General features: G+C 60.5%; 8 protein-coding genes. All 8 read left to right on the top strand.

Annotated features, from left to right (window positions below; translation table 11 throughout):
- Positions 1 to 321: histidine phosphatase family protein (locus tag H1Y01_RS00720; RefSeq protein WP_180538179.1), on the top strand; the 321-nt coding region annotated here is incomplete at its 5' end.
- A 34-nt stretch (positions 322 to 355) separates the two neighbouring features.
- Complete coding sequence (locus H1Y01_RS00715) at positions 356 to 1,513, top strand: tetratricopeptide repeat protein (RefSeq protein WP_180538178.1); 1,158 nt, start codon at positions 356 to 358, stop codon at positions 1,511 to 1,513.
- 4 nt (positions 1,514 to 1,517) lie between these two features.
- The gene (locus H1Y01_RS00710; protein ID WP_180538177.1) at positions 1,518 to 2,075 is read left to right on the top strand and encodes a hypothetical protein; all 558 of its coding nucleotides are present in this window, start codon (positions 1,518 to 1,520) and stop codon (positions 2,073 to 2,075) included.
- A complete protein-coding gene (locus tag H1Y01_RS00705; protein WP_180538176.1) occupies positions 2,072 to 3,040 on the top strand; it encodes a quinone oxidoreductase family protein in 969 nt (322 codons plus the stop codon). The genes H1Y01_RS00710 and H1Y01_RS00705 overlap by 4 nt, the downstream gene beginning before the upstream one ends.
- Before the next feature lie 14 nt (positions 3,041 to 3,054).
- Positions 3,055 to 4,890: a sensor histidine kinase gene (locus H1Y01_RS00700; RefSeq protein WP_180538175.1), complete on the top strand. Its 1,836-nt coding sequence runs from the start codon at positions 3,055 to 3,057 to the stop codon at positions 4,888 to 4,890.
- A 43-nt stretch (positions 4,891 to 4,933) separates the two neighbouring features.
- Positions 4,934 to 5,467, top strand: a complete 534-nt coding sequence (locus tag H1Y01_RS00695; protein WP_180538174.1) for a hypothetical protein — start codon at positions 4,934 to 4,936, stop codon at positions 5,465 to 5,467.
- 220 nt (positions 5,468 to 5,687) lie between these two features.
- Positions 5,688 to 7,490 carry an ABC transporter ATP-binding protein gene (locus tag H1Y01_RS00690; protein WP_219341152.1) on the top strand — a complete coding sequence of 601 codons (1,803 nt, stop codon included), beginning with the start codon at positions 5,688 to 5,690 and terminating at the stop codon, positions 7,488 to 7,490.
- A 34-nt stretch (positions 7,491 to 7,524) separates the two neighbouring features.
- Positions 7,525 to 8,151, top strand: a 627-nt coding sequence (locus tag H1Y01_RS00685) for a hypothetical protein (RefSeq protein WP_180538172.1), incomplete at its 3' end; no start/stop codon positions are given.

Genomic DNA, 8,151 nt, shown 5'->3' with positions numbered 1-8,151 from the left:
GGCGATTACGAAGGCCGCTCAACTCCTGATATCCAGAAAGACCGTCCCGGATGGAACCTGTTCACCGATGGCGTCATCAACGGAGAAACCATCGAGCAGGTTTACGAGCGAACGAGTAAGGTGATCGAACGCGCTACCCAGTCAAGCGGCGATGTCGCGCTTTTCGCGCACGGGCACGTACTTCGTATCCTGACGGCGTGTTGGCTCGCGCTGCCGCCTCGCGCGGCGCGCTTATTCGCGCTGGGGACGGCGACGATCAGCGTCCTCGGGTACGAGCGTGAACAGCGCGTCATTTCGCGCTGGAATCAGCCGGTGGGGTAAGTGCCGGGCACGACGCAGCAATCCGAAACAAGATGTGCTAACTCTTGGATTGGTGTTTCGGATCGGGCTACTCCTGACGCTATGCACAGCCACTCTTCCGGCTTGCTCGGTGCCGCAGTACAATCCGGCCCAACCCGCGACCCCAGACGCGACCCCAGACGCAACCCACGAAACGATCAGCGAGCTGCTCGACCACGGTCACTACCGCCGCGCTCTAGCGCAACTAACCGCCGATCCGGTCACGCCCGACACGACCGCCGCCGAGCGGAACCGTCACGACCTGCTGCTCTCCCGCATCGAACTTGGACTCGGCCAGTTCGATATTGCGCTGGAACTGGCCGAAAACCTTATCGCCGTTGATCCTTCGAACGCTTCGTTCCATGTGCAAGCCGCGGCCGTAGTGGGCGAGATGGCCGTGCATGCCGGCATGTTCAAGCAACTGGCGCTAGCCAAGCGCGCCAGGAAAGAGCTGGACGCGGCGCTGTCGATCGATCCGAAAAACGCGGACGCGATCTACGGGCTGATGCTCTATGACGAGAATGCGCCGTCCTTCATCGGGGGCGATAAGGCGGCTGCGCAGAAGCTCGGCGAGCAACTGACGGCGATCGATCCGGCCCGCGGCTATCTTGCGCAGGCTTCTCTGGCGCACGATCGCAAAGACGCGGCCGCCGAAGAAGCGCTGTTGCGAAAAGCGGTTGCGGCAGACCCCAAGAGTTACGAAGCGCAGATCGGCCTGGCAACGTTTCTGGAGAAGGCCGGCCCGGCACGGGCCGACGAAGCGGACGAGCACGCGTGTCTGGCACTCGAACTCGATCCGGCTCGGACCGACTCCTGGCAAATACTCGCGGCCCTCGCGGCGATCCAGGGATGCGTCCGGGAAGTAGACGGACTGGTCGCAACAGCGGAACAATTCGATCCGGACGACGTATCGCCTTACTACGCGGCCGCGGTCGAATACCTTTTAGCGGGCAAGAACCTGGATGCCGCGGGAGCGCTGCTGCAGCACTACCTAAACAAGCCGCAGGAAGGCGACCGGCCGAGTGGAGGAAGAGCGCGCTATCAGTTGGCGCTGGTGTCGGAAAAGCAGGGGCGCGTGGATCAAGCCACGGAGTTGATCCGCCTCGCGCTGCGCGAAGACCCGACGCTCGATGACGCGCGCAAGGACTTGAAGCGCCTGGAGCACGCGCGGTAACGCGATGCGATACCTGACCGCGCGTTGCCCGCGCATTGAACGCATTTTGCTGGTCGAGAGCGGTAACCGCTCCATCACGGAACGCGTGCTTCCCAAGCTGAGCGTTTCGTTCACTGACTTGACGTCGGTCGATGTGATTACGTGCTACGGAGGAGCGCCCGCCGGGCTTGCGGAGAACGCGGCCGTGTATCGAACCCAGGATCACCCGACAGCGGCGGATCGCGCGAACCTATTACGGCGGGTGCGCAAATCAGGAGCGACGGTCGTCGCGATGATCTGCTCGGACGAGCAGATCATGACCCGCTGGAAGTGGTGGCTCGCGGCCAAACTGCCGGCCAAGATTCTAATTATCAATGAGAACGCGGACTACTTCTGGTTCGATACGGCGCACATCGGCCATATCAAGCGATTCGCGCTCAAGCGCCTCGGCCTCTCCGGGCAATTCGCGGGGCGCACGGTCGCGCGGGTGGCCGCGTTTCCGGCGATCCTGGCGTATCTGCTAACCTATGCGGCGGTTACCCATTTGCGCCGGGCCTGGCGCATTCGATTCGAGAAAACATGAAAGCCATCCAAGTAAATGAGCTGGGCGGTCCCGAGCAGATGCAACTCCAGGATGTTCCGGACCCGACGCCCGCCGCGAACGAGGCGTTGATCGAGATCAAAGTCTCGGGCGTGAATTTTATCGACGTCTACTTCCGCAAAGGTCTCTATAAGGCGCCGTTGCCGATGATCCCCGGCAGTGAAGCCTCGGGCATCGTGCGCGCGGTGGGCGGTGAAGTCAACAACGTGAAGCCGGGAGATCGCGTGGCCTATGCCATGGCGCGCGGCTCCTACGCCGAACTGCAGGCGGTTCCGGCGAACCTGCTCGTGAAGCTCCCTGACCACGTGACGTTCGAGCAAGCCGCGGCCGCGATGTTGCAAGGCATGACGGCACACTATCTGACGCATGCGACATTTCCGGTGCAGGCCGGGCAGACGGTTCTGGTTCATGCGGCCGCCGGCGGCGCGGGTGCATTGATCGTCCAGATGGCCAAGATGCTCGGCGCTCGCGTCTTCGGAACAGCGGGTTCGCCCGAGAAGCTCGATATCGCACGTGCCGCCGGTTGTGATGAAGTGATCAACTACCGGACGCAGGATTTCGAAGCGGAAGTGAAGCGGCTAACCGACGGTACAGGCGTACACGCGATCTACGATTCGGTGGGCGAGTCGACCTTCCTGAAGGGCTTGAACGTGATTCGACCGCGCGGAATGATGGTGCTCTTCGGGCAATCCAGCGGCCCCGTCGCGCCCATCGATCCGAATATCCTGAACCCGAAAGGCTCGCTATTCCTCACCCGTCCGTCGTTGGGGCATTATACGGCCACCACGGAAGAACTCGATCGGCTGGCGGGCGACGTTTTGAATTGGATTGCCGCCGGCAAATTGCACCTGCGCATCGATCACACCTATCCGCTCGCGGACGCGGCGCAAGCGCATCGTGATCTGGAGTCGCGTAAGACGGCCGGCAAGTTGCTCCTCGCGGTCTAGGGCGCGAGACGCCGATGACGCTTCAGGCTCGACTGACGTTATGGTCCATGCTCGTCATGGCATCCATCGTCACGATTGTTTCGCTCTCCGATCTGGCCAGCGCGGTCAACCGGCAATTCGATTCCGCCCTCGAGCACGGGCAGGAGATTCTCAAGTTCGTCCCGACTTTAGTCAGCAAGGAAGCGAAGTTCGTTAAAGCGGCGAACGGTGTAAGCACCATCGAACACTCGCCGGTTCTTGACCGCATGTTGTCGCATCTGGCGGTGTCATCCCACAACGTCGATCAGATCGTTGTAAGCGATCCGAGTGGTCGCGTAGTGGCCGACAGCTACGCATCCCTGCTGGACCAGCCTTACACGCCGCGTGCGGACTTCACAGCGTTTGTGAACGGCCAACCCTGGTGGCGGAAGTATTGGGCTTTGTACCACACGCGCGATCCGTTCGAGATTTCGGCCATTCAGAGGGACCCCGAGACAAACGCCGAAACGGATGTGATCCATGTGATTCTCTTGCCGTCCGCAATCCGTACGATGGTCGCGCCGATCCTGCACCAGCATGCGTGGGTGGCTATTTTCTCGGTTGTCTTCGCGGTTCTCGCCGCATTCGTGTTCGCCATCATCGCTTTTCATCCGCTGGGCAAGTTAGGCAAGATGCTGGACATGGTAGCGGGCGGGCAGTATGAGTTACAGCAGGTGAGCTCCGGGAATACTCCGGACGAATTCGGAATCGTCGCTTCAAAAGTCAGTATGCTCGGCCAGCAGCTGCGCGGCGCACAAACCGAGTTCAGCGACCTGAAGGGTAACTTTGAACGGCTCCTGGGCGAGATGGAAGATGCCGTATTGATCTTCGGGCGCGACCGAAGGCTGATCGCCGCGGCGGGCGGAGTGGAGTCCTATCTTGACCGGCCCCGCGTAGAGCTCGTGGGCCTAACCGTCAGCGACGTTTTCCCGCCGGGGACGAGCATGGGGCTGCTCCTATCCCAGTCGATGCAGATCGGACGCCCCATTCAGAACCGCGCCGTGCCGCTGAATCTGGAGAAAGATGGCGGGGGGCACTTGCGAATCGCGCTGGTTTCCGTCGAGTTCCTGGCGGATTCCGGAATGCTCATTCGGATGCGCGATCCGGAAGCGACCCGGCAGATCGGCAAGCAATTGCAGACCGCGGACCGGCTATCGGCCATCAGCCGTCTGACCAGCGGCGTCGCTCACGAAGTAAAGAACCCGCTGAACGCCATTCTGATGCACGTGGAGTTAGCCAAGCTGAAGTTAGCCCATGGCGACTACGATGTAACTCCGCAGATGGACGTATTGACCAGCGAGATCCTACGGCTAGATCGCGTGGTCAAGACGTTTCTGGACTTCACGCGCCCCGTGCAGCTCAATCTGGTCGAGACCGATCTGCACGACTTTGTAGAGGAACTGGCGGACCTGGCGCGCCCGCAAGCTTCGGCTTCCAACATTACTCTGGAAGTAGAAAGCCCGAAGCAGCCGGTGACGATTACCATCGACCCCGATCTCTTCAAGCAGGCCGTGCTGAACATTGTGGTCAATGCGATTGAGGCGATGCCGGAGGGGGGCACACTGCGCTTCTCCGCCACGGCGCGCGGCGATCAAGCCGAGCTTCGGATTTCGGACAGCGGCCCGGGGATCCCGGACGACGTCCGAGACAAGATCTACAACCTTTACTTCACAACTAAGGAGAAAGGTTCGGGAATCGGGCTTTCCATGACCTTCCGCATTGTGCAATTGCACGACGGGACGATTGACTTCGAAAGTGAGCCGGGACACGGAACTACTTTCGTGATGAAGCTGCCGGTTACCCTCTCGACTGACCTTGCGCAGGCGGTATAAGCAGGATTACGGTTGAGTCCCGTCTGATCGTTTCTGTGCGATTATGAGCGATAGGGAGCGGGGAGCCGCTCTTGGTCAAAGGGGGTCTTCTATGCTTAACGAATTTCAAATCAACAAAGTATGGGAGAACATGCTCAACGCGGAGACCCGTGCTTTATACTTCGGGGATCTGGCGACCCGTTATACTCGCCGGAAGCAGTGGATAACAGGCTTATCGTTTTTTCTGTCATCGGGTGCAGCGGCAACGATTATTGGAAAATCTCCCGGAGCCATTCCCGTAACGTTATCGTTGCTTGTTGCTGGACTTACTGCCTACTCGATGGCGTTGAACTTGGATGGCAAGATCATCGCGATGGCCAGGTTTCACTCGGCGTGGAGCCGAATAGCGTCGGAATACGATCGCCTTTGGAATCACGCTTACGATCCCGACGCAGAGCTTAGATTCGAGCGAATCATCGAGCAAGAGCGTGAACCTTCTGAGCTGGCCACGACCGAGGCCCCGAATGACCAGCGACTCCTCGGCAAGTGGCAGCATCGCGTCTTCGATATGTACCATCTGAACGCCGGGAATGGCTAATCCGGAACGCGTCGAAAAGAGCTGGCCGCCGACGCCAAAGCCCGTTCCTCCGCCACCACATCCCCCTCCTCAGCCGCCGAAGCCCTAATCTTTGGCTGTACCTGCGCCAACGTATTGAAAGCCCCATTCACCATTTCATCTCGCCCTAAAGCGGCTGTATTCGTGCCTGAGTAGGGCAATCTAACGGGCCGTCCCCATGGCGAACGCTGTGAATAGCCAAGTGAAGGCTTGGCGTGACCGGGTAAAGGCGCTGAAGAACCTTCCGCCGGTTCTCGGAATCGTTTGGAAGGCCGCGCCTGTGGTGTGCGCGACCGGCCTCGCGCTACGCTTTCTTGTCGCGCTGCTGCCGTTGGCGGCACTGGCGATCGGGCGGCTGATCATCAACATCGTCGTCGCGGCAGCCGCTCACCATGGCGGCCCGATCCCCACCGCCATCTGGTGGCTGCTGGCCGGCGAATTTGCCGTCGCCGCCGTCGGGAACATCCTGAACCGGGTGATCGACTACACGGATGCGCGGCTAGCGGACGAGTTCTCGCGCGAAGTCAGCGAGCGCATCATGCGCCACGCCGCGACGCTCGATCTGCAGTCCTTCGAAGACCCGGTGTTCTACGACAAGCTGGAACGCGCGCGCGTGCAGGCGACCGACCGCATCAGCATGTTGAATGCGCTCGGCCGGCTCGCGCAGCAGTTCATCACGTTGATCTCTCTTTCGCTCGGCGTCGTGTTTTATTCGCCGATTTTGTTTGTCATCTTGTTTGTCTGCGTCGTCCCCGCGTTTATTGGCGAAAGTCATTTCGCATTTCTGGGTTATTCGTTGGCGTTCAGTCTAACGCCGCTGCGCCGGCAGCTCGATTATCTGCGCGATCTGGCAACCAAAAGAGAAGGCGCGAAAGAACTCAAGGTTTTCGGCCTGGGCGACTACCTGCGGGAGCGGTTTGCCGGCATTACAAATCAGGTTTTGACGCGCAATCGCGCATTGTTGAAGCGCCGCGTGATCGCCGGATCGGCGCTAGGATTTGTGAGCTCGATCGGTTACTACGGATCGTATGCCTGGCTGGTGATCCGAACGCTCGAAGGCCGCCTCAGCGTCGGAGATCTCACGTTTCTCGCCGGCGCGCTGCAAGGCACCAGCAGCCAGATCCAGCTGATCTTTTCCACGTTCACCGGAATCGCCGATCAAGCATTGTTTCTGACTGACCTGCTGGAGTTCTTCGCCGTCAAACCGCGCATCAAGACACGCGAAGTCGCTCTCCCCGCCCCGCGCCACATCCAGGAAGGTTTCGAATTCCGGAAAGTCAGCTTCCAATATCCGGGGAGCGAGCGGCTGGTTTTGAATCAGCTCGATTTGCGCATTCACCCCGGTGAACGCATCGCGTTGGTCGGCGAAAATGGTCAGGGCAAAACCACACTGGTGAAGCTGATTTCCCGGCTTTACGACCCAACCAACGGCGCCGTTTTCCTGGACGGAATCGATTTGCGGGACTACGACATCGAGAGCCTGCAGCACGAAATCGGCGTGATTTTCCAGGATTTCGTCCGGTACGACATGACGGCGCGGGAAAATATAGGCGTGGGCCGCATCGAGCATCTGGGCGATGAGGGACGGATGACGGAGGCCGCGGAAAAGAGCCGTGCATCCGAGATTCTGGCCAAGCTGCCGCACGGGATGGATCAGATGCTCGGGCGCCGCTTCGAATCCGGCGTGGACCTGTCCGGCGGCGAATGGCAGAAGTTCGCCCTGGCACGGGCGTACGCGCGCGATGCGCAGTTGCTGATCCTCGACGAGCCGACGGCCGCCCTGGATGCTCCCTCGGAATACGAAATTTTCCTGCGTTTCGCCGAGCTGACTTTAGGCAAGATGGCCCTGCTCATTTCGCATCGGTTTTCGACCGTGCGGATGTGTGACCGGATCGTCGTCCTCGAGAACGGAATGATCCGTGAGCAGGGTACCCACCAACAGTTGCTAGACAGCGGCGGACGTTACGCCGATATGTTTGAGCTCCAGGCCTCGAGCTACCGGTAACAAATCCATGACCGGCCGACACTCATCGATGCCCATGACGCGCTCCTTCGAACGCGAGCTGAAGAGCGCGTGCGAGGCCATCATCGCGGATGCGCGCGGCGGACGCGCGACTTCGGCCGGCGCCGCGTGGCTGCTAGAGAACTACTGGTTCCTGCGCATGCAGGTGCGTGAAGCGCGTGAATCGATGCCGCGCAGCTACTTCCGGCGCCTCCCGCGCGACGAGAAAGGCGGGGAACCGCGCATCGAACGGGCGGCCGCGCAATTGATCGCACAAGGGCCTGAACATCTGGATGAGGAAACGCTGCGCCGGTTCTTTGAAAACTGGCAGGAACACACGGTTCTAACGCTCGCCGAACTGTGGGCCATCCGCCCAATGCTGAAGTCGGTCCTGCTGCAGCGGCTCGCGGCGGTGGTGGCGGAAGGCCGGCTGGAATCGGGCGACGCGGAATCGGTCGTCCGGTCGGTGATCGGCGGCCTGCGCGATCTGGATGACGTGACTTGGCCGGAGCTCGTCGAATCGCTTTCGCACCTGGATGACACACTGCGGAATGACCCCGCGAACGCCTACGCGCAGATGGATTTCGAGACGCGCGACCGCTATCGGCGGGAAATCGAAGAATTCGCGCGGCATAGTTCCGCGAGCGAAAACGAAATCGCAGCC

The organism is Nevskia soli (assembly GCF_903970205.1).
Taxonomy (GTDB): domain Bacteria; phylum Acidobacteriota; class Terriglobia; order Bryobacterales; family Bryobacteraceae; genus Bog-113.
Note: the sequence above shows the minus strand (reverse complement) of the source record. Positions and strands in the feature narration are given on the sequence as shown.